The following is a 24,614-nucleotide window of genomic DNA, read 5'->3' as shown; positions in this document are numbered from 1 at the left end:
TTTACAAGGGTCTTTACCAGCTTGACACCCTATCAAGGGTACAATCCACAAAACTGCGGAGCGATGCCAGAAACCTCGGCATCACCTCGGAAAGCCTTACAGAACGGGCCTTCGGCGCGGAAACGTTTTCGGCGCGCGGGCCGCCAATCAAGGCAAACGCGCCGACTTTCCGATCAATTAACATTGCGCAAACGCTTTCCACGATATGAAATATAGGCATTCTTGGCCCCCGGCCCGCTGAAAATTCAGGCAAAATCCAGGTGTTTCGCCGACTGCGCGCAGCCGGTGGTGTTATCACCCCGTTTTTGAACCCCGCCAAGAAGCCGATGAGTACCCAGCAACCCACCATCATCTATACCCTGACCGATGAAGCGCCGCTGCTCGCCACCAGCGCGTTTCTGCCGATCATCCGCACCTTCGCTGCGCCGGCCGGCGTGAACGTCGAGACCAGCGATATCTCTGTTGCGGGCCGTATCCTCGGCGAGTTCCCGGAATTCCTCACGGAAGAACAGCGCGTGCCGGACAACCTGGCCGAACTGGGCCGTCTCACGCAGTTGCCGGAAACGAACATCATCAAGCTGCCGAACATCAGCGCATCGGTGCCGCAGCTCGTCGCCGCGATCAAGGAACTCCAGGGCAAGGGCTACAAGGTCCCTGATTTCCCCGAAGATCCGAAGACGGACGAAGAAAAGGCGATCCAGAAGCGCTATTCGAAGTGCCTCGGTTCGGCTGTGAACCCGGTGCTGCGCGAAGGCAATTCGGACCGCCGCGCACCGCTCGCGGTCAAGAACTACGCGAAGAAGCACCCGCACAGCATGGGCGAGTGGAGCATGGCTTCGCGCACCCACGTCGCGCACATGAAGCACGGCGACTTCTACCACGGCGAAAAGTCGATCACGAATGACAAGGACCGCGAAGTCCGCATGGAGCTCGTGACGAAGGGCGGCGAAACCATCGTGCTCAAGCCGAAGGTCAAACTGCAAGCCGGCGAAATCGTCGACAGCATGTTCATGAGCAAGAAGCACCTGCTGGCCTTCTACGAAGACCAGATGGAAGACGCGCGCAAGACCGGCATCATGCTCTCGCTGCACGTGAAGGCGACCATGATGAAGGTTTCGCACCCCATCGTGTTCGGCCACGCCGTGCGCACGTTCTACAAGGACGCGTTCGCCAAGCACGCCAAGCTGTTCGAAGAACTCGGCGTGAACGTGAACAACGGCCTCGTCGATCTCTACACGAAGATCGAAAAGCTGCCGGAATCGCAGCGCGAAGAAGTCATCCGCGACATGCACGCGTGCCACGAGCACCGTCCGGCGCTCGCCATGGTCGACTCGGCCAAGGGCATCTCGAACCTGCACGCACCGAACGACGTGATCGTCGACGCTTCGATGCCCGCGATGATCCGCGCAGGCGGCAAGATGTGGGGCGCCGACGGCCGCCCGGCCGACACGAAGTGCCTGATTCCGGAAAGCACGTTCGCGCGCATCTACCAGGAAATCATCAACTTCTGCAAGACCAACGGCGCATTCGACCCGCGCACCATGGGCACGGTGCCGAACGTCGGCCTGATGGCGCAGAAGGCTGAAGAGTACGGTTCGCACGACAAGACGTTCGAAATCCCGCAGGACGGCACGGCGCGCATCGTCGACAACGCCACGGGCGAAGTGCTCGAAGCGCTCACGCAGCCCGTCGAGCAAGGCGACATCTGGCGTATGTGCCTCGTGAAGGACGAGCCGATCCGCGACTGGGTCAAGCTCGCCGTCACGCGCGCGAAAAACTCGAACACGCCGGCCGTGTTCTGGCTCGATCCGTACCGTCCGCACGAAAACGAAGTGATCAAGAAGGTCGAAACGTACCTGAAGGATTACGATCTGACCGGCCTCGACATCCAGATCATGTCGCAAGTCCGCGCGATGCGTTACACGCTCGAGCGCGTGATCCGCGGCCTGGACACGATCTCGGTCACGGGCAACATCCTGCGCGACTACCTCACCGACCTGTTCCCGATCATGGAGCTGGGCACCTCGGCAAAGATGCTCTCGATCGTTCCGCTGATGGCGGGCGGCGGCATGTACGAAACGGGCGCAGGCGGTTCGGCTCCGAAGCACGTGCAGCAGTTGGTTCAAGAAGACCACCTGCGCTGGGACTCGCTCGGCGAATTCCTTGCGCTGGCCGTTTCGCTGGAAGACCTCGGCATCAAGACGAACAACGCGCGCGCCAAGCTGCTCGCGAAGACGCTCGACGCCGCCACCGGCAAGCTGCTCGACAACAACAAGGGCCCGTCGCCGAAGACCGGCGAGCTGGACAACCGCGGCAGCCAGTTCTATCTATCGATGTACTGGGCGCAAGAGCTGGCCGCACAGAAGGATGACGCGGAACTCGCGGCACACTTCGCGCCGCTGGCGAAGGCATTGGCCGAGAACGAGCAGAAGATCGTGGGCGAGCTGGCCGCGGTGCAGGGCAAGCCGGTCGATATCGGCGGCTACTACAAGCCGGACTTCGCGAAGCTCGCTGAAGTCATGCGCCCGAGCGCGACGTTCAACGCCGTACTCGCAGCCGCTGCGAAGTAAGGGATGGAACCCGCCCCCGTGCGTCGCGCGGGGGACGTTCCACCAAACGAATCGAGCCTCTCACATCGCTGTGGGAGGCTCGATTTTATTTGCCCGGGTGATTGTGACGGCCGATATCAGGCGGCGAGTTTTTGCTCGAGCGGCCGATCGTCCCGCGTCGGATCGCTCTCTTCGAGGGCAATGCCCGGCTCCAGGTCACAACGATCTGTTGCCAGAGCTACAGCAAGATCCAGCAGTTGCTTGCTCGAATCTGGATGACCCAGATGAGGCGGCATGACCTCTTCAATCCGGTCCGTGTCGATGGCCCGAGGGATCTGCGTGAGTAAATCTGCAATCAGCGTCTGTCGTCTGCGGAATGCAGCACGCCGGTTCGACGGCACCTCGCTGACGTCGCGGTGACGCAGGTGAAGCGGCAGCACATACCGGCCATTGCGTTCGACGCCACCCAGTTCCTGCCAGAAGCCATCATAGTCCGCGTGTATCTGAGCCCGCCTGGAGTCGGAAACGTGCGTCTTCTTCGTCACGCTAGTCAGCACGTCCACCCCTGCCATCCTGCACAATTCGCAGACAGCCTCCATGACAGCAGCCTTGGGCCGCAACCCATGGCATTCGCGCGTGGCCTCGCGCACCCGCTCCCTGGCGGCGCCGGCTGGCCCTTGCAGGCCGCCGATAAGCGCCCCGATTTTCCTCGATTCGGCGTGCCGCTCGAAACTGATTGTCGCCCACGCAAGATCGACTCGATCGACCACGTCGCGCCAGGCGACGCTCAGCAACCCTTCGCGCCAACAACGTACCGGCTCGCTCACGACGATGGCGTACCTTCCGCTCGACGCCAACGTCACGTCTGCGGAATTCAGATAAAGACTGCGCACCAAATCGTCGCCGAAGCGTTCCCGCACGACCCGAAAATGTCCGCTCAGTAGCTCGGCACGCGCGTAGGCACGCATGTCCGCCTGGACGAAGCGGCGAAAGGGGCGTTCAAGATAGCGGCGGTTACGGACAACAATCTCGGCGAGCAGGGGGTTTGCCGCCAATGCACTCAGCCAGACGCGTGCCGCAAACGGGTGAAGCAGTGCGTACGTGAGCACACGCCCCCTCCGAAACAGGGCGCCAGGACTTCTCCCAGGAATAACCCTCGCCAGCAAGCGGAAAATCTCGGAAATCGATTTCATTGTCCGCGATCCGTTTTCATGAATGGCCTAAGTGCGAAGGCAACCGATGCAGCCGTGACGGCTTTGCGACTGGCACCCGATGACGATCCGAATGCCGGTGGGTGGAATTTGCTGCGCAAATGCATCGCAGTCCTTATAAAAAATTGCCTCACCCACCGATCTTCGATACACGGGATGTCACACAGCAGTCGTTCGGTCAGCCGGTACGCACGCTCTTACGAGCGTTTGACCAGCTGTCGAGGTCATGAAACATATCACAGTATTACGAAGCGTTACAGAATTTTTCAACTGAGGGCGCTATCGTTATTTTTTTGTAAACGTTATGAAACCTCCAAGCAACTGCGCGGTCCAGTCGAGGGCTTGGCCGATATCCTGCACCGCTGTCCAGTCTCCCGCGAATCCGTGATCCGCCGGCGAAAAAAAACCGCTCCGAGGAGCGGCTTCAGACTGCCGAACGCCGGGCGCGAAGCCCGTTGCAAATTCAATCTTCCAGCAGCGAGAGATCTCGCACGGCGCCCTTGTCCGCCGACATCACAAGCTTCGCGTAGGCCTTCAGCGCCGCCGACACCTTGCGCGGACGCGCCTTCACCGGTTTCCAGCCTTTCGCGTTCTGCTCTTCGCGGCGGCGCGCGAGTTCTTCGTCCGAGACAAGCACGTTGATCGTGCGGTTCGGAATGTCGATGCGGATCTTGTCGCCGTCGCGCACGAGGCCGATCGCGCCGCCCGCTGCCGCTTCCGGCGAGCAGTGGCCGATCGACAGGCCCGAAGTGCCGCCGGAGAAGCGGCCGTCCGTCAGCAGAGCGCACGCCTTGCCGAGACCCTTCGACTTGATGTAGCTCGTCGGGTACAGCATTTCCTGCATGCCGGGGCCGCCCTTGGGGCCTTCGTAGCGCACGATCACGACGTCGCCGGCCTTGACCTTGTCGGCGAGGATGTTTTCCACCGCTTCGTCCTGCGATTCGGTCACGTGAGCCGTGCCTTCGAATACGAGGATGCTGTCGTCCACGCCCGCGGTCTTCACCACGCAGCCGTCGAGCGCGATGTTGCCGGTCAGCACGGCGAGGCCGCCTTCCTTCGAGAACGCGTGCTCGTACGAGCGGATGCAGCCTTCGGCGCGGTCCGCGTCGAGGCTCGGCCAGCGCGTGTTCTGGCTGAACGCAACCTGCGACGGAACGCCGGCCGGGCCAGCCATGTAGAACGTCTTGACCGCTTCGTCCTGGGTGCGCGTGATATCCCATTGCGCGAGCGCGTCGCCGAGCGTCGGCGTATGCACGGTCGGCACGTCGGTGTGCAGCTTGCCGGCGCGCTCCAGTTCGCCCAGGATCGCCATGATGCCGCCGGCGCGGTGCACGTCTTCGATGTGGTACTTATTCGTGTTCGGCGCGACCTTGCACAACTGCGGGACGACGCGCGAAAGGCGGTCGATATCGGCCATGCCGAACTCGATGCCCGCTTCCTGCGCAATGGCCAGCAAGTGGAGGATGGTGTTGGTCGAGCCGCCCATGGCGATGTCGAGCGTCATGGCGTTTTCGAACGCCTTGAAGCCCACCGAGCGCGGCAGCACGCGCTCGTCTTCCTGCTCGTAATACTGGCGCGCGAGTTCGACGATGCGGCGGCCGGCGCGCTTGAAGAGCTGTTCGCGGTCCGCGTGCGTGGCGACCACGGTGCCGTTGCCCGGCAGCGAGAGGCCCAGCGCCTCGGTCAGGCAGTTCATCGAGTTGGCTGTGAACATGCCCGAGCACGAACCGCAGGTCGGGCAGGCGGAGCGCTCGACTTCGGCCACTTCGGCGTCGGAGTACTTGCTGTCGGCCGCGATCACCATGGCGTCGATCAGGTCCAGCTTCTTGACCTCGATGGCCTTGGTGACGGGGTTTGCGAGGCGCGTCTTGCCCGCTTCCATCGGACCGCCCGAGACGAAGATCACGGGGATGTTCAGGCGCATGGCGGCCATCAGCATGCCCGGGGTGATCTTGTCGCAGTTCGAGATGCAGACCATGGCGTCGGCGCAGTGCGCGTTGACCATGTATTCGACCGAATCCGCGATGATGTCGCGGCTCGGCAGCGAATACAGCATGCCGTCGTGGCCCATGGCGATGCCATCATCGACGGCGATCGTGTTGAATTCCTTGGCCACGCCGCCCGCGGCTTCGATTTCGCGCGCAACGAGCTGGCCGAGGTCTTTCAGGTGCACGTGGCCGGGCACGAACTGGGTGAACGAGTTGACGACCGCGATGATCGGCTTGGCAAAGTCTTCGTCTTTCATGCCGGTGGCGCGCCAGAGGGAGCGCGCACCTGCCATGTTGCGGCCGGCGGTGGAAGTTTTGGAACGGTATGCGGGCATTGTGGCTGTAGGAGAAAAATCGCAGAAAGGAAGCGGGCCACGGGATTAAAGGCCCCACGCACGCCCTTGCGAACAACCTCTTGAGCTGCGCTCTGGGCAGAACCCGTAATTATCCCACAGGGAGGGGCGCCCCGCTGGATCGGCCGGGGGCGCTCATGGGATACAGTCGGTACGCCCGAAGGTACACCCAAGGCATCGGCCGTTTTCTCAGGGTTGCCGAACCTTGCCGAATCCACCCGCCTGCACCACTATTCTTCGTCAAACCCGCGTGACGGAGAGACCCAATGTCCCTGCAGAACATCAAGCATGTCGTTGTCGTGATGTTCGAGAACCGCTCGTTCGACACGATGCTTGGCGGCTTGTACACGAACGGCAGCAGCCCCGCGCATTTCGTGCCCGCCGCCAGCGCGGAACGGCCATTCGACGGGCTCAAGGCGGGCCTGAGCAACCCGACGAAGGCAGGCGGAACCATCGCGGCAACCATGCCGGCCTCGACGGCCACGCTGCCCGACCCCGATCCGCAGGAGACGTTCGCGAACGTGCGCGTGCAACTGCTCGGCAACGCGGCGGGCGCGGCGCCCATGTCGGGCTTCGTGCAAGACTACGAAACCACCGCGACAACGGACGCAAGCCAGGTCATGCAGTGCCACAGCCCCGATCAGCTGAAGGTGCTCTCGACGCTCGCGCGCGAATACGCCGTCTGCGACGCGTGGTTCGCTCCCGTACCGAGCCAGACCTGGCCGAACCGCGCCTTCGCCCACGCTGGCACGTCCAACGGCCACGTCGACAACGGCACGCCGCCGGACCCGTTCGACTGGCAGGTGCGCACCATCTTCAACGTGCTGGGCGACATGGACGCGAGCTGGGCCGTGTACAGCGCAGCGCTCGTCGCGCCCTCGCTCACGCTCACGATGTTCCCGACGTTATGGGATGCGAAATATAAGGCCAACTTCCAGCGCTTCAGCAACTTCATCTCCGCCTGCCAGAACAACACGCTGCCGCAGTATTCGTTCGTCGAGCCGCGTTTCCTGCTCGATCCCAACGACCAGCACCCGCCACACGATGTCTATGCGGGGGAGAGCTTTCTCTACGACATCTGGCACGCGTTGAGCACGTCGCCCGGATGGTCCGAGACGCTGCTCGTGATCACCTACGACGAGCACGGCGGCACCTACGACCACGTGCTGCCGCCCGCCAACGCCGTGGCGCCCGATGCCGCGAGCAATCCCGGCGACCAGAACTTTGCCTTCGACAGCTTTGGCGTACGCGTGCCGGCGGTCGTGGTGTCGCCGTATATCGCGCCGGGCACCGTGTTCCGCTCACCCGGCGCCACGCCTTACGACCACACGTCGATTCTCGCCACACTGCGCGACTGGCTCGGCATCTCGCCCGCCGACATGCTCGCGAGTCAGCGCGTGGCGGCGGCGCCCACGCTGGCTCCGTTGCTCACGCTAGACGCGCCGCGCACCGACCTGCCGGCCATCGCCGCGCCGCCTGCTTCCGGATTCATCGCCACCAATCTCGCCCGCCCGCTCAACGACCTGCAAAAGAGTCTCGTGAGCGGCACGGCGCGGCGCTCGGGGCTCGACCCGGCAGCCACGCTCGGGTCCATGCCGACTCGCCAGCACGCGGTGGACTTCTTTCACAACCTGCTTTCGTCGGACCAACCCTGAGCAGGCGAAAGGTACAAAGGCCGCCTCAGGCTTGGCCCAGCCCTTCCTGTGAAATCAACGCGAACAGCACGTCCGAAAACGCGTTGGCGGCGAGCGTGCTCGATGCGCGCCGCCGCCTGAGCAGCGCGACGGTGCGCTGCGGCAGCGCCGGCGTGACCGGCAGCGTGACGAGCCCGCGATGCTCGCGCAGGACCGCCGAAGGCAGCAACGTGGCGAGCGTGCCGTCCTTCACGAGCTTGAGCACCGTGCCTACCGAATTGGCTTGCAGCATCACGCGCGGAATCAACTGGTGCGCGCGGAAATAGGCATCGGCGAAACGCCGCACCACGAAGTCGGGGCTCAATAGCGCAAGCGGCATCGTCCCCAGCTGCTCCGCCGTCACCTCCGCTCGGCGGCGTGCCAGCGGATGGCGCGTGGCCACGAGCAGCGCCATGTGCTCGGCAAAGAGCGGACGCACTTCGATTTCGTCGGAGCGCACATCCGTGAAGCCGATGCCGAGATCGAGTTCGTCACGCTCGAGTCCGCCTTCGATATCTTCGAGAGGGCGTTCGCTCACCTCGAGCGCGATGGCCGGGTGCGCTTCGCGAAAGCTGCGCAGCGCCGGGCCAATCAGATATTCCGCGAAGGTCGGGGTATAGGCGAGCCGCAGCAGCCCGCGCGTGAGGTCGCGCACTTCGTTCAGTGCGCGCTTGCCGGCGTCGAGATGCGCGAGCGCCTGGCGCGCGTGTTCGATGTACACGCGCCCGAATTCGGTGAGGCTGATGGCGCGGCCGCTGCGGTCGAACAGCGCGCCGCCGAGATCGTTTTCCAGCTGGCGGATCTGCTGTGAGAGCGCCGGCTGTGAGACGTGCAGCACTTCGGCTGCGCGCGTGAAATTCTTCAACTCCGCCACGGTGAGCACGTAGCGTATCGAGCGAAGCATCAAGATGGCTGCCTCCCGAATATCTCCGGTATTTTTCATAAGGCGCGCTTATCGTGGCGATCCGAATATCGTCTTGGACGTGGGCGCGCGCCCTGAGCAAAATGGTTTCCAATGGCGTCGATGCATTGCGCAGTGCGCGCGGCATCGCCAGCCGGACACCATTCTACCGGGGGACAAACGGATGCTGGAGTCGATCTCGATGAGCGTGGTAGCGGTGTTCGCAGGCTCTTGCCTGACGTTTCTGATCGCCATCCTGCTGCCCGAACCCGTCGTGGCCAAAGGCGCCCGGGGCGGCCTTTATGCCGGGCTCGGCAACGAAGATGAAAGCCTCGTGCGCACGGACCAGGCGCGCACGCGCCGCTTTCGCGCGCTGCAAACGTGGCGCGCAGGCGGCCGGCCGCCGGGCTGCACCGAAGCGGCGCCGCGCCCCTTCAATAGACGTCGCGCAGGTAGCGCTTGTCCCGCCCGAGCGCACTGACGTAGTCGTGCGCGGCCTCGGCGCTCATGCCGCCATGGCCAGCCACCACCTCCCGTAGCGCCGTATCCACGTCCTTCGCCATGCGGCTCGCATCGCCGCACACGTAAAGGTGCGCCCCTTCCTGCAGCCACGCCCATAGCTGCGCGCCCTGCTCGCGCATGCGGTCCTGCACGTAGACCTTCTCGCTCTGGTCGCGCGAAAACGCGAGGTCGAGCCGGTCGAGGTGGCCGTCCTTGCGCATCTGCTCCAGTTCGTCGCGGTAGTAGAAGTCGGTGGCTGCGTGCTGCTCGCCGAAGAAGAGCCAGTTGCGGCCCGTGTCGCCGCGCGCCTGCCGCTCGTGCAGGAAGGCGCGGAAGGGCGCGACGCCCGTGCCGGGGCCGACCATGATCATCGGCGCGTCGCCGTTGCGCGGCGGCCGGAAATGCGTGCTCTTCTGCACGAACACCGGGACGCTGCCCTCCTGCGCGCGGTCGGCGAGGAAGGTCGAGGCCACGCCCTTGCGCTCGCGGCGGCCGTTGTTGTAGCGCACGGCCGAAACGGTCAGATGCACTTCGCCCGCATGCGCCTTCGGGCTCGACGAAATCGAATAGAGCCGCGGCTGCAGGCGCTTGAGCATGCCGAGCAGTTCGGGCGCGCTCATGTCGACGGGATATTCGTGGAGCACGTCGGCGAGCTGCTGGCCCCAGAGCCAGTTGCGCAGATCGCCCTTGCGTGAATCGTCGAGCATCTCGGCAAGGCCTCGTGAGCGCGTGCGGGACGCAATGAACGAGAGCGCATCGGGGCTCGGGCGCGCGATCTCGTAGTGCTTGCCGAGCGCCTCGCCAAGGCGCATTTCGCCGTGGCCGCTCACGGCGACGGGCGTGTCGGCGGCGAGGCGCGTGAGGTCCAGCAACTCGTCGACGAGCGCGGGACAGTTGCTGGGCCACACGCCCAGCGCGTCGCCCGCTTCATAGTCGAGGCCCGCCTCGCCCGTTGCGAGCGAGAAGTAGCGCGTGTCCTTCGTCGCGCCCTTCATGTTCAGACGCACGTTCTTGAGCAGCTTCGAGGCGGCCGGACGCGCCTTCGTCGCCGCACAGCCGGGCAGCACCTCGGGAATGGAACCGTCGGCGGGCACCGCATGCAGCGCCGCGTCCTCCTGCTTGATGCGCACGACAATGCGCTCGAGCCAGGCGTCGGCGGCGCCCTGGTATTCGCTGTCGCAATCCACGCGCTCCATGAGGCGCGTCGCGCCCAGCGCTTCGAGCCGCGCGTCGAGCTTGCGCCCGTGGCCGCAGAACGCGTCGTAGTTGCGGTCGCCGAAGGCGAGCACGGAAAAGCGCAGCGAGCCGAGGCGCGGCGCGTTGTCTGCCGCGAGCGCGTTCCAGAACGCCGCGCCGTTGTCGGGCGCGTCGCCGTCGCCGAAGGTGCTCGTCATCAGGAGGACGTATTGCACCTTGGCGAGGCTCCCGAGCGGGTAATCGGCCATGCAGGCCGTGCGAATCTCGAAGCCCGATTCCATCAGTTGTGTCGCGTACTGCTCGACAAGCGATTCGACGTTGCCCGTCTGCGAGGCCCACAGCAGCACGACCTTGGGGCGCGTGTGGGCGATGCGCACGCCATGCGGCTTTTCCTCGGGCGCGCCCGGCACGGCGAGCGCAGCCGTGCGCGCGGCGGGCTCGGCGTGGCTGAACAGGCCCGCCAGCAGACCGTCCAGCCAGACGCGCGTGTCGGCGGGAAACGGCGCGTGCACGGGCAGCATAGGCACGCCAACGGGTTCGGCGGCTCGCAGCGAGCGCAGGCCGCCGACAAAGCCCGCGAGATACTGGCGTTGCATGTCGCCCAGCTGCGGCGCGGCGACGTCGTCGAGACCGAGTAGCGTCGAAAAGGCATCGATACGGGACATGTCGAGTTCCTGAGACGGGTTGACGGCTTGCGCCGTGCTGTCGTATTCGGCAGACGCAATGGCGGCATCGGCGGCTTCCGGCTTGCGCGTGGTCTCGCGCGGCACGGCTTGCGGCCCGACGCGCGAGAGCGCGACCGCGCAGAATTTCAATTCGGGCTGCTGGGAAATCGGATCGACCGCGTCGCTCGTGACCGCGTTCACGCAAAGCTCCTCGCCATACACGTCGCTCCAGTGCATGGGCGCGAAGCAGTTGCCGGGACGCACGCGCTCGGTCACCACGGCGGGCAGCACCACGCGTCCTCGGCGGGAGCGCACTTGCACGCGATCCTTCGCGGCAATGCCGAGCGCGGCGGCATCCTCGGGATGAATCTCGACGAAGGGGCCCGGGTTGAGCTTGTTGAGCATCGGCACCTTGCCGGTCTTCGTCATGGTGTGCCACTGGTGCTGCAGGCGGCCCGTGTTGAATACGACCGGGAACGTGCCATCGGGCAACTCGGCAGGGGCAACATGCGGACGCGCGAAGAACACGCCCTTGCCGTGCGGCGTGGCGAACGCGATGCGAGGGCGCGTGCCGTCGACGTTTTCCCTGAGCGTCTGGCTCACGCCGTCGTTCACATAGCGCAGCGGGTTGCGATCGCTCGCGGCCTCCGGCGCGATGGGCCATTGCAGCGGCGTTTCGCGCAGCTTCGCGTAGCTCGCGCCGCGCAGGTCGTAGCCCGTCTTCGGGTTCGCAAAGCGCGTGATTTCGTCGAACACGTCGGCGGCGCTTTCGTAGCTGAACGCCTGCGCAAAACCCATCTCGCAGGCCACTCGCGCGATGATCTGCCAGTCGGGCAGCGCCTCGCCCGGCGGCTCGACGGCCTGCTGCATGAGCGTCATGTTGCGCTCGGAGTTGATCATCACGCCCTCGGCCTCGGCCCAGAGCGCGCCGGGCAGCAGCACGTCGGCGTACTGATTCGTTTCGGTGTCTAGAAAAGCGTCCTGGGCGATCACGAGTTCGGCGGCCCTCAGGGCCGCCACCACCGTTTGCCGGTTCGCGACGCTCGCCACCGGGTTCGTGCAGATGATCCAGCAGGCCTTGATCTCGCCCGCGGCCATGCGCGAGAACATGTCGACGGTGCCGCCGCCCACTTTCGCGGGCAGCGTGCCGGGCGAGACGTCCCATGCCGCTTCGACGAACGCGCGGTCGTCTTCCGCGAGCACCGTGCGCTGACCGGGCAACCCGGGTCCCATGTAGCCCATCTCGCGCCCGCCCATGGCGTTGGGCTGCCCCGTGAGCGAGAACGGTCCGCTGCCGGGACGGCAAATCTTGCCCGTCGCGAGATGCAGATTGCAGATCGCGTTGGTGCTCCACGTGCCGTGCGTGCTCTGGTTCAGGCCCATGGTCCAGCAGCTCATCCACTCGGGCGCCTCGCCGATCATCTGCGCGGCGCGGCGAATGTCGTCGACGGCCAGACCCGTAGTTTCGGCGACCTTTTCCGGCGTGTAGTCGTCGAGGAACGCAGGCATCGCGTCCCATCCTTCGGTGTGCTGTGCAATGAAGTCCGCGTCGGTGTGGCCGCTCTTGTGCAGCAGGTGCAGCAGGCCATTGAGCAGCGCGAGATCGGTGCCCGGTGCGATCTGCAGGAACAGCGACGCCTTCTCGGCGGTCGCCGTGCGCCGCGGGTCCACGACGATGAGCTTCGCGCCCGCCTTCACGCGGTCCATCATGCGCAGGAACAGGATCGGATGACAGTCCGCCATGTTTGCGCCGATCACGAAGAAAAGGTCTGCGCGGTCGAAGTCCTGATAGGAACCCGGCGGGCCGTCCGCGCCGAGCGAGAGCTTGTAGCCGCTGCCCGCGCTTGCCATGCACAAGCGCGAGTTCGACTCGATGTTGTTGGTGCGCACGAAGCCCTTGGCGAGCTTGTTGACGAGGTACTGCGCCTCGATCGACATCTGCCCGGAAACGTAGAACGAGAGCGCGTCGGGGCCGTGCGCGTCGAGCGTCGCGCGAAGGCGGCGCGCCGTATCGGCGATTGCCTGCGTGAGCGGCAGCGGCACCGGGTCCTCGTCGCGCGCGCGGCGTACGAAGGCGCGCTCGAGGCGCCCTGATTTGCGCAGCGCCACGTGCGCCGACGAACCCTTCGTACAGAGACGGCCGAAGTTGGCCGGATGCTCGGGGTCGCCGGAGATCTTCGCGACCTGGCCGTCCTCGACGTGCAGGATCATCCCGCAGCCTACGCCGCAGTACGGGCAAACGCTCTTTACGCTCTCGCAGCTCATGCGGTCGATCGATATCAGCCTGAAACAGATTCGGGGCGCACGGCGCGTCCTGCGCGCCGCGCGTTTGTCATTTCATTCGGGCAATCAGGCGGCAATCCACACCTGGCCGTTTTCCACGCGTGCGGGGAACGCGTTGACCGAATGCTGGGGCGCCTCGATGCACTCGCCGGTGGATAGATCGAAGTGATGCTTGTAGATGGGCGAGGCCACCACGATGCGCTCGCCAAAGCTGCCCACGAGCCCGCGCGAGAGCACTGCCGCGTGCGAGTTCGGGTCGTAGTTGCCGATGGCGTACACGCGCGCGTCGCCGTCGTCGACGTGGAACACGGCGACCTGTTCGCCCTTCACGAGCGCGCACACACCGGTGTTCGGCACGATGTCGTTGAGCGTGCAGACGGGAACCCAGTTGCCTTGACTATGTTCGTTGCTCATTTTGTACTCCTCGGTTCGATGAAAGGAATCAGACGGTTTCGACGACGACGGGAATGCCGGACAGCGTTTCATGCCGCTTGAATTGCGGCGCCGCTTGCATAACTTGAGTGCGCTCCTCGGGCGTAGCCGGGCGAATCTGGCCGCGCTCTTCGATGAAGGTCACGTGTTGATCGCCCGCATCGCTATTGACGAAGTGGCGGAAGCGGCGGCGCGTTTCAGGATCGGTCACGGCCTTCTTCCACTCGCATTCGTAGGTGTCCACCACGAGCTGCATTTCCGCTTCGAGTTCGGCGCCGAGTCCCAGCTTGTCGTGCACGACCACGTCGATCAGGTAGTCGAGGCCGCCTTCGAGGTTGTCGCGCCACACGCTCGTACGCTGCAGGCGGTCGGCCGTGCGCACGTAGAACATGAGGAAGCGATCGACGTAGCGCACCAGCGTGGCCTGATCGAGATCGGCAGCGAGCAGTTCCGCATGGCGCGGCTTCATGCCGCCGTTGCCGCACACGTAGAGGTTCCAGCCCTTCTCTGTGGCGATGATGCCGACGTCCTTGCCTTGCGCCTCCGCGCATTCGCGCGTGCAGCCCGAGACGCCGAACTTGATCTTGTGCGGCGCGCGCAGTCCCTTGTAGCGGTTCTCGAGTTCGATCGCGAAGCCCACCGAATCGCCCACGCCGTAGCGGCACCACGTCGAGCCCACGCACGACTTCACGGTGCGCAGCGCCTTGCCGTATGCGTGCCCCGATTCGAAGCCGGCGGCGATCAGCTCTTCCCAGACGAAAGGCAGCTGCTCGACGCGCGCACCAAAGAGGTCCACGCGCTGGCCCCCCGTGATCTTCGTGTAAAGGCCGTACTTCTTCGCCACCTGTCCTACGGCGATGAGACCTTCCGGCGTGACCTCGCCGCCGGGCATACGCGGCACCACCGAATACGTGCCGTCGCGCTGAATGTTGGCGAGGTAGTAGTCGTTCGAATCCTGCAGGCTCGCGTGCTCCTTCTTCAGCACGAATTCGTTCCAGCAGGACGCGAGAATCCCGCCCACGGCGGGCTTGCAGATATCGCAGCCCAGCCCCTTGCCGTGCTTCGCGAGCAGTTCGCCGAAGGTCTTGATGCCCTCCACACGCACCATGTGATAAAGCTCCTGGCGCGAATAATGGAAGTGCTCGCAGAGATGATTATTGACGGCGAGGCCCTGGCGTTTCATCTCCGACTTCATGATCTGCGTGACGAGCGGCACGCAGCCGCCGCACGACGTGCCGGCGTTGCACGCCCCCTTCACCGCGGCGATGGTCGTCGCGCCTTCCTGCACCGCCGCGCAGATTTGCGCCTTCGAAACGTTGTTGCATGAGCAGATCTGTGCGGCGTCGGGCAGCGCTTCCACGCCGATCGCGGGCTTCGCCTTGCCGTCGGCCTGCGGCAGGATCATGAATTCGGGCGACTCGGGCAGCTCGATGCCGTTGAGCATCATCTGCAGCAGCGTGCCGTATTCGCTCGCGTCGCCGACCATCACCGCGCCGAGCAGCTTCTTGCCGCAATCGGACACGACGATCTTCTTGTAGACCTGGCGGCGCTCGTCTGCGTAGCGGTAGGAACGGCTGCCGGGAGTCTTGCCGTGCGCGTCGCCGATACTCGCCACGTCCACGCCCATCAGCTTGAGCTTGGTGCTCATGTCGGCGCCCGCGAAGCTCGACGCCTCGCCCGTCAGCGCCTTGGCGGCGATGCGCGCCATGTCGTAACCGGGGGCGACGAGGCCGAAGATCTGACCTTGCCAGAGCGCGCATTCGCCGATGGCGTAGATGTTCGCGTCGCTCGTGCGGCACTGGTCGTCGATCACGATGCCGCCGCGCGCGCCGATTTCGAGGCCGCAGGCGCGCGCGATTTCGTCGCGCGGGCGAATGCCGGCCGAGAACACGATCATGTCGGCGTCGAGGTGGGTGCCGTCGGCGAACTGCATGCGGTTGGCGGCCGTTGCGCCGTCCACCGTCTTACCGTCCACGATCGCCAGCGTATGCTTGTGCGTGTGCACGCTCACGCCGAGTTCTTCGATCTTGCCGCGCAGCATGCGGCCGCCGTCGTCGTCCACCTGCACCGCCATGAGGCGCGGCGCGAATTCCACCACGTGTGTCTCGAGGCCCAGGTCGCGCAGGGCCTTCGCGCATTCGAGACCGAGCAGGCCGCCGCCCACCACCACGCCAGAGTTCGCATGCGCGCCGCGCGCCTGCATCGCTTCGAGATCGTCGATGGTTCGGTAGACGAAGCAATCGGCGCGATCATTGCCCGCGATCGGCGGCACGAACGCCGATGAGCCGGTGGCCAGCACGAGTTTGTCATACGCAAGCGTCTCGCCGTTGGACACCTCGATGGTGCGCGCTTCGCGATCGATCGATACAGCCCTGGCGTTCAGCACGAGACGCACGTTCTCGCGATCGAAGAAGCCGGGCGCCACGAGCGAGAGATCATCCGCCGACTTGCCCGCGAAGAATTCGGAGAGGTGCACGCGGTCATAGGCGGGACGCGGCTCCTCGCACAGCACGGTCACGCGCGCATTAGGCGCGCCGTCCGCGAGGATGCACTCTAGAAATTTGTGGCCCACCATGCCATGGCCGACGACGACGATCTCCATCGCCGCCGAGCTGTTCACTTCGTTCGTTGCTTGCACCATGAGCCCCTGCCAATAAAAAAGGCGTCCCGCGATTCCAGCTTGCGCGAAGCCAGATTCGGGGGACGCCGTTGCCCTGAATACGAAACCCTTGTGCGCCGCGCTACTGCTTGCGGCCGAATCGCCATTGATTCGCTTGGCACTTGCTGCAAAGCAATACGCAAGCACTGTGCCAATCTGCGTGCATTCCGCGCAACGCCCCGCCCCGCGGTGTTCGGCTGCCGGCGAGCGGGGCGTGCGGCACACCGCCCGCGCGCGCATCGTGATGCAGGCCGGCACAAGGTTGGTGCCGTGCAGCACATTCGCTGTGCGCCTGAGCGTGCCGATTGCGGCGTGGTTAATGGGTGGCGGCCGGCTAGGTGCGGCCGGCCAGGTGCGGCCGGCCAGGTGCGGCCGGCTAGGTGCGGCCGCCTAGGTGCGGCCGGCGAAGTGTGGCCGCCGAGGTGTGGCCGGCGAGCAAGCGCATCGCGCGAGCGCGCGCAAGTTGGTCTGGAACTTGCGTGACGCTGAGGGCCCGGCAGCGTCGCCGGGCAGGCAAACTTGGGGCCGCGCTTCGCGCCTCGATTCGAACACAACCGGACAATGGCGTCCCCTCGTCGCAAGCGGCGAGCGGACGCCATTTGTTTTTATGGCGCTCCCCACGTGGGTGCGCGCGATACAAAGGACGACGACGATGATGACGGGCAACGAAGGCAAGGTCACGCTGGTGAGCGCAGGTCCGGGCGATCTCGACCTGCTCACCCTGAAGGCGGCGAAGGTGCTCGCGAGTGCCGATGTCGTGCTGCTCGACGATCTCGTGAATCCGGAAATCGTCACGCTCGCGCCGCAGGCACGGGTGATCCGCGTGGGCAAGCGAGGCGGCTGCCGTTCCACGCCGCAGGCCTTCATCGAGCGGCTGATGCAGCGCTACGCGCGCCGCGGCTTGCACGTGGTGCGCGTGAAAGGCGGCGACGCGCTGCTGTTCGGCCGCGCAGGGGAAGAACTCGCGGCGTTGCGCCGGGCAGGCGTGACGGTAGAGATCGTGAACGGCGTTTCTTCGGCGTTCGCGGCAGCGGCGGGACTCGGCGTGTCACTCACGCATCGCGACCATTGCCAGGGCGTGATCTTCGTGACCGCGCATCTGCGCGACCACAGCGAACCGGACTGGCAGGCGCTCGCCGCGACGGGCATGACGCTCGCCATCTATATGGGCATGAGCCGGATCGAGTCGCTTTGCGCAACGCTCGTGGACGCGCTCCCCACGGCCACGCCCGCCGCCGTCGTGCAGTGGGCCGGCAGCGCGAACGAGCGGCGCGTCACGGGCACGCTCGGCGCGATCGCGGCGCACGCACGTGCAGCAGGCCTTGGCAGCCCCGCCATCATCCTCGTGGGCAACGCGATCGGCGAGGCGGCTTCGTTCGCCATTTCGCCTGCATCGTTCGGCGTGCATTCGCGCGAAGCGAGTATCGAAGACCTGCGTCGACGCGCTTAAATGCGTTAGCGGCCCGTCGCGTGCGCGCGGGCCGCATCTCGCTATCTAGCTGGATATCAGTTGCTTGCGCTCGCCCGAGCGCCCTGCACGACAGCCGGCACCATCGCCGGCTCCTGGGGCAGCGCCCATTCGAGCCAGCGTGCGCGATGCAGCACCACGAGTGCGAATGCCGCCGCCGCGATCACGCCGAACGTCGCGAAGCCCATCTGGTAGCTGCCGGTGCTCTCCTTGGCAATGCCCATGATGACCGGCAGATAGAAGCCGCCGATCCCGCCAGCCGCGCCGATGATGCCCGACATCAGCCCGGTGCGGCCCTGCCAGCGGCGCGGGACGAGCTGGAACGTCGCGCCGTTGCCGAGACCGAAGCACACGTAGGTGAATGCGAGCAGCGCAATGCCGGCGGCGAACGGCGGCATCCACAGCGCGAACGCGAAGTCGCATACCGAGATCGCGGCAAGCAGCACCACGAGTGCGCGCACGCCCGAAATGCGATCCGCGATCAGGCCGCCGAGCGGGCGCACCATCGCGCCGGTGAGCGCGAGCAACGACATCACTACGCCAGCTTCGAGCTTAGGTACCTGGTAGAGCGAAATCAGCAGCGTCGAGACATAGGACGACATGCCCACGAAGCCGCCGAACGTGATGCTGTACACGAGCATCACGACCCACGTATCGCCTTCGGTGAGCACCGCTCGATAGTGGCGCGGCAACACGGCGATGGCGAGCAGTGCGCCCAGCACCGGCAGCAGCAGCACACCGGTCTTGCCCGCACCGAACAAGCCCCCATGCACGGCAAGCACGAGCGCGATCAAGCCGGCGAGCGTGATGCCGAACGAGCGCAATGCCTGCGGCGCACTGCCAGACTTCTGGCCGAGATCGCGGGCCCAGAAGATCACGGCCGTCGCGGCGAGTGCGAGCAGCGGCAGCGCCGCGCCGGTCGCTCGCGCCCATCCATAGTGGCTGGCGAGGCCCGGAAAGAGGAAGCCGTCGAGCACGGCGCCAATATTGCCAGCCGCCGCGAGACCGAGCACGAGGCCCTGCACCTTCGGCGGATAGTTGCTGCCCGCCATGGGCAGCGCCACGGCGAAGCTCGCGCCGCCCACGCCGAGCAGCACGCCGAGCACGAGCAGCAAGGTATAGGACGGCGTGCCCGGCATCATCAGCAGCACGGCAGCGGGGATGGCGGAAAGCGCGATGCCCATCAGGGCGACCCGGCGGCCGTCGCAGGCCTGATAGAGATTGCCGAGCGTCACGCGCAGAATCGCCGCGCCGAGCACGGGCACGGCCACGAGCAGGCCCAATTCGCCCGGCGTCATCGCGATGTCCTTCTGGATGAACGGTGCGAGCGGGCCGAACATTACCCACACCGTGAAGCCGGTGTCGAAGTACAGGAAGCACGCGATCAGCGCGCGCCAGTTACCGCTCTTGAGCGAACTTACCAGGTCTTTCACGAGGTTCTCTCCAGTAGTGGATCTCAACCCGCCAGGCGGGCATGCATCCGTTGATTTCGGAATCCAGAATGTCTTTCGGGCGTGCTGTTGCGCGCGTCGGGCTTGCCGACCACGCCCTGCACGAGCCTGTCCATTTCGCCTATCACGTGCGCCAGTTCCGCCGTGATCACCGCGAATTCGCGGCCGAACTGACCGGCGCGAGCGGCCGCCACCCGTGCATTGAGCGCGACGATGTTCGCGCGCAGCGAAATGGCGGAGAGTTCATCGACGATGCCGGCCTGACGCTTCGCTGCCGCCGCTTCCACGCTGCGCAATTCGTCCTGATACGCCTGGGTCAGCGCCTGCAGCAGTTCGAGCAGCGGCGTGGCGGCCGCGGTGAGGTCCGTCACGGCTGTCTCGCACGCGCTATCGGCCGCCGACGCCTGGACTGAGCGTTCGAGGCAGGCGCACGCATGCGCGGCGAGTTTCGTAAACGCACGGATGCGCTCGTCGGCCTTGCGTGCGCCGAAATAGAGTTCGCGCAACGCCGTCGAGAACACGCCGGGAAAATGATCGTCACCCTCCACCAACCGTGCGTGCGAAGCCGCAAAGGTGTCGAGGCATTCGCGCGCGACGACGAGCGCTGCCGCGTCGCCGCGCAAGCCGAGCAGCGCATGCAGGACCACGCGCTGCGAGAGCATGCGCTGGCGCCCGGCCAGATTGATGAGCTCGCCGACGATTTCCGCAGAGATATCAGGTGTCGTTTCCCGCATGGCCATCTTTAGTTGTGCAAATCGCGCCGCGAAAGTGTTGCCAGACGGGGCGCGTGCGCAACGCGCATAAAAAAGCGTCCCGAAGCGCACTCGCCACGCACGCTGTGCCGTGGAGTGCTGCTTCGGGACGCCGTTGCCCCGCACAATCGAATGATCCCGCTCACGGCGGGACGATGATGCAATTCATTGGAGCCTTCATTGGCCCCGGTAGCGACAAAGCAATAGGTATGCCACCCGGTCTGCAGGCGGCCCGCGCGCCTTGCGTAACGCCCGGCTGGCGCGGGTTTCACGGTTCAAGCAGCGCTCGTGGCACGCGAAGCGCAGACCGGCTGCGCGCCACCAATCGTGTGCTTCTGGTGGCTCCTGCTGGTGCACTGCAGCGATGCCCCGCACCATCGCCGCGCACCGTCTTGCCCTTCGGCGCGACGGCGCTACTCTGTAAACATGCCCTGCCAAGCGCTTTTCTGGCTGGTCCAAAGCGGGCCGCGCGTTCATTGTTCCTTTTCAGTGCGTGTAATAGACTCAATTCGACGACGCGCTCCGCACAACTCACAGGCGACTGCAAACATCGTAGAGCTGTGCTCCCTGTCACGGGGCCATGCCGGAAAGGAGCGCAACGTCGGCGGACAGTTTCTCGTACTACCTGGAGTTCCGGCGGTCCTCGCCGGAACGCGATAGGAGCCTGGGCGCGTCTGGATTGCACGCCCGGGTCAGCGAGGAGACACAGACGATGCTGCTGCCCACTAGATCAACGCCGAAGGCGCAATCCCGGGATTTGCTCGATGTTCTGATTCGCGCCGCGCTCATTGCCGTCCTGGCGATGTTCTGCTTTCGCATCTTCGCCCCGTTCCTCGACCTCATGGTCTGGTCCGTGATTCTCGCGGTCACGCTCTATCCGCTGCAAATGAAGCTGCAGCGCAGCTTCCCCCGCAAGGATGGACTCATCGCCACGCTCATCATCCTCGTGGCGTTCGCCGTGATCCTGGCGCCCACCTGGCTGCTCGGCGTCGCCGTGGCCGATTCGATCGAGCATGCCATGAGCGTCGCGAAGGGCGGCACGTTTCATATCCCGCCTCCCGCCGACTCTATCGCTCACTGGCCCATCGTCGGTCAGCGCGTATACGACTTCTGGATGCAGGCGTCGACGGATATTGCCGGTCTCGTGCAGCGGTTCGCACCGCAACTGAAGGCGGCCGGTCTCGCGCTGCTCGGCACGATCACCGGGCTTGGCGCCGCGCTGCTTGTTTTCTTCGTAGCCCTGATCGTTGCGGGCATTCTCATGGCCCACGGCGAGACGGGGTATCGCAGCACGGTGCAGATCGCCTCGCGCATTTCCGGCCCGGAGAACGGCCCGCAAATCGCCGACCTTTGCACCGCCACGATTCGCGCCGTCGCGCAGGGGGTGGTGGGCATCGCGTTCATCCAGATGGTGTTGATCGGCGTCGGCTTCATCGTGATGGGCATTCCCGGCGCAGGCCTGCTCGCGCTGGCCGTGCTGCTGATCGGCATCATGCAGCTGCCCGCGACGCTCGTCACCGTGCCCGTCATCATCTTCGTGATCATGACGCAGGGCGTGAGCACGGCGACCATCGTGTTCTCCGTCTACGAGTTCGTTGCCGGTCTCGCCGACAATGTGCTCAAGCCGCTGCTGCTCGGGCGCGGCGTGGCGGTGCCCATGCCCGTGGTGCTGATCGGCGCGATCGGCGGCATGGTCACGGGCGGCGTGATCGGCCTGTTCATCGGCCCGGTGATGCTCGCCGTTGGCTATCAACTGTTCTGGCGCTGGGTGAAAGACCAGCCGCAAACCGGGCACGCACGAGAAGAACAGCAGGCCTGAGCCGCGAGGCCGCCCTGTGATCCTCTGCGAGCGCCCTTACTGGCTCCCGCTCGGCGCCTGCTGCCTGAGCACGCTACTGGCCGCGTGCATGCGCGTGGGCCCCGACTTTCAGCCGCAACACGAGAGCTGGAGCGAGCACTGGAGCAGCGCGTCGATCGAGCAGGTCACGTCGATCGCGGCACAAGCCGACGAGCAACCCGACGCGCGGCAATGGTGGCGCGTATTCGGGGACGACAATCTCGAACAGCTGATTGCCGCGGCCGACGCGGACAACGGCGACCTGAAGATCGCCGCCTTGCGCGTGATCGAGGCGCGCGCCCAGCTCGGCATCGCGCTCGCGGGGCGTTACCCGCAGGTGCAGCAGGCCAACGCCGACGTGCTGGCCTCGGCGCGCAAGCGCCATGACGGTTTCGACCCGCGTTCGGGCGCGTACTTCCAATACGGTCTTGGCTTCAGCATCGGCTGGGAACTGGACTTCTGGGGACGCTTTAGCCGCGCGATCGAATCGGCCGACGCCTCGTTCTTCGCCGCCCAGGACAACCGCGAGGACGCGCTAGTGCTCGTTCACGCGCAGGTCGCGGACACCTATTACACGCTGCGCACGACCGAAGCGCGCCTGCGCATTGCGCGCGAAAACGCGCAGTTGCAAAAGCGCAGCTACGAGATCACGCAAAAGCTCTTCAAGAGCGGCGAAACCGACGAGCTCGATCTCCAGCAAGCAAAAACGCAGTATCTCGGCACGCTGAGCAGCATTCCCGTGTTCGAAAGCCAGATCGCGGTGGCGCGTCACGCGCTTAGCGTGTTGCTCGGGCGCCCGCCCGGCCCGCTGCCGGAACTCGACGTGCAGCCGGCCAAGGCGGGCTTCGTCCCGCTCATCGACCGCGCCGTGCTTCAGGATGTGCCCGCGAAGCTATTGCTGCGACGGCCGGACGTGCGCGCCGCGGAGCAGCAGATGGCCGCCCAGTCGGCCCTGATCGGCGTGGCGAAGGCCGATCTGTACCCATCCGTTTCGCTGGTCGGCTCGCTCGTGTGGAGCGCCAGCTCGCTCACCGGCGCGCCGAGCACGCTCGCCGTGGTGGGCGGCCCGAGCATCACATGGAACCTGTTCGATCACGGCCGCATCACGAACAACGTGCGCGTGCAGGATGCCCGCCTGCAGCAATTGATCGTTGCGTATCAGGACACCGTGCGCGACGCGGCGCGCGAGGCCGACGACGCGGCAACTGCGCTGAACGCGGCACTGCAGCGCGATACCATCCTGCACGATGCGCAAGGCGCGGCGCAGCGCTCGCTCACGCTCGCCAATACGATCTACCGCGAAGGGTACTCGGACTTCCAGCGCGTGCTCGACGCGCAGCGAGCACTCTCCGCGCAGCAGGACGCATTCGTCGTCAATCGCGGCAACGCCGTGAGCAGCCTCATTGCGCTGTACAAGGCCGTCGACGGCGGCTGGGACCTCGATCAGCCGCTCATCGATCCCGCTACCCGCGCCCAGATGCAGCGACGCACGGACTGGGGCGACCTGCTCGACGAACCGGCATCGCCCTCTGCCGCGCAAGCGCCTGGCGCTCAACCGGCCGGGCCGACACGATGAGCAGCGCGTCCGAACCTTCCAGCCCGCGCGAGGCGCCGCCGGCTTCCGACTCCTCGGGCAAGGCGCTCAAGTGGGTCGTCGTCCTGATCGCCATCAGCCTGGTCTGGTACCTGCTTGCCGATCGCTTCACGCCTTATACGCAGCAGGCGCGCATTGCGGCCTACGTCGTGCCCGTTGCGACGGAAGTGTCGGGACGCGTGACACGCGTGCTCGTGCACAACAACCAGGAAGTCAACGCGGGCGACGTGCTGTTCGAAATCGACAAAGAGCAATACCGCATTGCCGCCGACCGCGCGCGCGCCGACCTCGAATCCACGCGCCGTCAGATCGGCGCGAGCACCGCCGGGATCGATTCGGCGCAAGCCTCGTTGCGCGCGGCGCTCGCCAACGAGGTCAAGGCGCGCCAGGATAGCGACCGGCTGGAACGGCTGTACCGCGAAGACGAAGGCACGGTCTCGCTGCGGCGGCTCGAGGTGGCGCGCGCCACGCACGAGCAGGCGCAAAGCCAGGTCGAAGCGGCCCGGGCCGAAATCGAACGCGCGCGCGAACAGCAAGGCGGCAACGAGGCGGAGAACGCGCAGTTGCGCAGCGCCGCGGGCGCGCTCGAAAAGGCCGAACTCGATCTCGCCAATACGCGCATTCGCGCGCGCTCGGCCGGCGTCATCACCGACCTGCGCACTGAAGTCGGCCAGTTCGCGGCAGCGGGCAATCCGGTCATGACGCTCATCGCCATTCACGATGTCTGGGTCAGCGCGGACATGACGGAGAACAATCTAGGCCGCCTTCATGCGGGCACGCCCGTCGCCATCGCGCTCGACGCGCTGCCGGGCGAAGTGTTCGGCGGACGCATCCGCAGCATCGGCTATGGCGTGAGCGTCGGACAGAGCACGCCGCCCGGCACCTTGCCCACCGTGCAGAATAGCCGCGACTGGCTGCGCCCCGCGCAACGCTTTCCCGTGATCGTCGAGTTCGACAGCGACGAACGCGCACGGCTGCGCAACGTCCGCGTGGGCGGGCAGGCGGAAGTGATGGCGTTTCCGAGCGCCGGCAACCCGCTCAATCCGCTCGGCCGCGTGTTCCTGCGGGTGATGAGCTGGCTTTCCTACCTCTACTGAGCG

Annotated in this window: 15 protein-coding genes; 7 read left to right on the top strand and 8 right to left on the bottom strand. The window is 65.6% G+C overall.

From position 1 onward, the window contains the following. Nucleotides 1-326: 326 nt before the first annotated feature. Nucleotides 327-2,570: an NADP-dependent isocitrate dehydrogenase gene (locus tag M3I53_RS25175; RefSeq protein ID WP_254318552.1), complete on the top strand. Its 2,244-nt coding sequence runs from the start codon at nucleotides 327-329 to the stop codon at nucleotides 2,568-2,570. A 116-nt stretch (nucleotides 2,571-2,686) separates the two neighbouring features. On the opposite strand, the gene M3I53_RS25170 is transcribed toward M3I53_RS25175, so the two are convergent. Further along, nucleotides 2,687-3,658, bottom strand: a complete 972-nt coding sequence (locus M3I53_RS25170; RefSeq protein WP_254318551.1) for a DUF535 family protein — start codon at nucleotides 3,656-3,658, stop codon at nucleotides 2,687-2,689. Between the two features lie 565 nt (nucleotides 3,659-4,223). Beyond that, a complete protein-coding gene (gene ilvD / locus M3I53_RS25165; protein ID WP_254318550.1) occupies nucleotides 4,224-6,083 on the bottom strand; it encodes a dihydroxy-acid dehydratase in 1,860 nt (619 codons plus the stop codon). Between the two features lie 284 nt (nucleotides 6,084-6,367). On the opposite strand from ilvD, the gene M3I53_RS25160 reads away from it, so the two are divergent. Continuing rightward, nucleotides 6,368-7,756, top strand: a complete 1,389-nt coding sequence (locus tag M3I53_RS25160) for an alkaline phosphatase family protein (RefSeq protein WP_254318549.1) — start codon at nucleotides 6,368-6,370, stop codon at nucleotides 7,754-7,756. Between the two features lie 25 nt (nucleotides 7,757-7,781). Here the strand turns inward: M3I53_RS25160 and cynR are convergent, their stop codons facing one another. Then, complete coding sequence (gene cynR, locus M3I53_RS25155; protein ID WP_254318548.1) at nucleotides 7,782-8,678, bottom strand: transcriptional regulator CynR; 897 nt, start codon at nucleotides 8,676-8,678, stop codon at nucleotides 7,782-7,784. A 4-nt stretch (nucleotides 8,679-8,682) separates the two neighbouring features. Between cynR and M3I53_RS25150 the strand changes: the two genes are divergently transcribed. After that, entirely contained in the window at nucleotides 8,683-9,156 is a 474-nt protein-coding gene (locus M3I53_RS25150) for a hypothetical protein (RefSeq protein ID WP_254318547.1), read from the top strand. On the opposite strand, the gene M3I53_RS25145 is transcribed toward M3I53_RS25150, so the two are convergent. The 3 genes from M3I53_RS25145 to nirB form a co-directional block, all read right to left on the bottom strand. Further along, complete coding sequence (locus M3I53_RS25145; protein WP_254318546.1) at nucleotides 9,110-13,303, bottom strand: bifunctional nitrate reductase/sulfite reductase flavoprotein subunit alpha; 4,194 nt, start codon at nucleotides 13,301-13,303, stop codon at nucleotides 9,110-9,112. The genes M3I53_RS25150 and M3I53_RS25145 overlap by 47 nt on opposite strands. A gap of 84 nt (nucleotides 13,304-13,387) precedes the next feature. Further along, a complete protein-coding gene (gene nirD, locus M3I53_RS25140; protein ID WP_133186372.1) occupies nucleotides 13,388-13,735 on the bottom strand; it encodes a nitrite reductase small subunit NirD in 348 nt (115 codons plus the stop codon). A 28-nt stretch (nucleotides 13,736-13,763) separates the two neighbouring features. Continuing rightward, complete coding sequence (gene nirB, locus M3I53_RS25135) at nucleotides 13,764-16,355, bottom strand: nitrite reductase large subunit NirB (RefSeq protein WP_254318620.1); 2,592 nt, start codon at nucleotides 16,353-16,355, stop codon at nucleotides 13,764-13,766. A 712-nt stretch (nucleotides 16,356-17,067) separates the two neighbouring features. Here nirB and cobA point away from each other — a divergent pair. Continuing rightward, nucleotides 17,068-17,862 carry a uroporphyrinogen-III C-methyltransferase gene (gene cobA, locus M3I53_RS25130; protein WP_254318619.1) on the top strand — a complete coding sequence of 265 codons (795 nt, stop codon included), beginning with the start codon at nucleotides 17,068-17,070 and terminating at the stop codon, nucleotides 17,860-17,862. A gap of 56 nt (nucleotides 17,863-17,918) precedes the next feature. Here the strand turns inward: cobA and M3I53_RS25125 are convergent, their stop codons facing one another. Both M3I53_RS25125 and M3I53_RS25120 read right to left on the bottom strand, forming a co-directional pair. After that, nucleotides 17,919-19,313: an MFS transporter gene (locus M3I53_RS25125; RefSeq protein ID WP_254318545.1), complete on the bottom strand. Its 1,395-nt coding sequence runs from the start codon at nucleotides 19,311-19,313 to the stop codon at nucleotides 17,919-17,921. 23 nt (nucleotides 19,314-19,336) lie between these two features. Then, entirely contained in the window at nucleotides 19,337-20,065 is a 729-nt protein-coding gene (locus M3I53_RS25120) for a type IV pili methyl-accepting chemotaxis transducer N-terminal domain-containing protein (RefSeq protein WP_254318544.1), read from the bottom strand. A gap of 730 nt (nucleotides 20,066-20,795) precedes the next feature. Between M3I53_RS25120 and M3I53_RS25115 the strand changes: the two genes are divergently transcribed. The 3 genes from M3I53_RS25115 to M3I53_RS25105 are packed head-to-tail and all read left to right on the top strand — an operon-like array spanning nucleotide 20,796 to nucleotide 24,611. Next, nucleotides 20,796-21,902, top strand: a complete 1,107-nt coding sequence (locus tag M3I53_RS25115) for an AI-2E family transporter (protein WP_254318543.1) — start codon at nucleotides 20,796-20,798, stop codon at nucleotides 21,900-21,902. A gap of 16 nt (nucleotides 21,903-21,918) precedes the next feature. Beyond that, the gene (locus M3I53_RS25110) at nucleotides 21,919-23,496 is read left to right on the top strand and encodes a TolC family protein (RefSeq protein ID WP_375542577.1); all 1,578 of its coding nucleotides are present in this window, start codon (nucleotides 21,919-21,921) and stop codon (nucleotides 23,494-23,496) included. Then, nucleotides 23,493-24,611, top strand: coding sequence for an HlyD family secretion protein (locus M3I53_RS25105; RefSeq protein WP_254318542.1), 1,119 nt, complete (start codon nucleotides 23,493-23,495; stop codon nucleotides 24,609-24,611). Before M3I53_RS25110 ends, M3I53_RS25105 begins: the two co-directional genes overlap by 4 nt. Nucleotides 24,612-24,614: the final 3 nt, after the last annotated feature.

Origin of the sequence: Paraburkholderia sp. CNPSo 3272 (assembly GCF_024206495.1) — a bacterium.
GTDB lineage: Bacteria > Pseudomonadota > Gammaproteobacteria > Burkholderiales > Burkholderiaceae > Paraburkholderia.
Note: the sequence above shows the minus strand (reverse complement) of the source record. Positions and strands in the feature narration are given on the sequence as shown.